Below are 261 nucleotides of genomic sequence, written 5' to 3'. Positions count from 1 at the left end.
TCCACCGCATCCTCCCCAGCCGCTCCGGCGCGACGGCCAGGACGGTGCTGGGTGACTACGCCGGAGTCGTCCTGGTGGATGGGTACGCGGCATACCAGACGGCGACGAAGTCGGGCCCGGACGGGCCTGCCCCAGCGACGCTGGCCTTCTGCTGGGCGCACGTGCGCCGCAAATTCTTCGAGGCGAAGCAATTCGCGCCAGCGTGCGAAGAAGTGCTGCGGCTCATGGCGGAGGTGTATGCCATCGAGGCGGACCTGCCCG

General features: G+C 69.3%; 1 protein-coding gene. It reads left to right on the top strand.

Annotated features, from left to right (window positions below):
• Positions 1–261 (top strand): transposase (locus U8525_RS34625; RefSeq protein WP_374270997.1); only part of this gene is annotated, 261 nt, incomplete at both ends.

Source organism: Corallococcus sp. RDP092CA (assembly GCF_041903675.1).
Taxonomy (GTDB): Bacteria; Myxococcota; Myxococcia; order Myxococcales; family Myxococcaceae; genus Corallococcus.
Note: the sequence above shows the minus strand (reverse complement) of the source record. Positions and strands in the feature narration are given on the sequence as shown.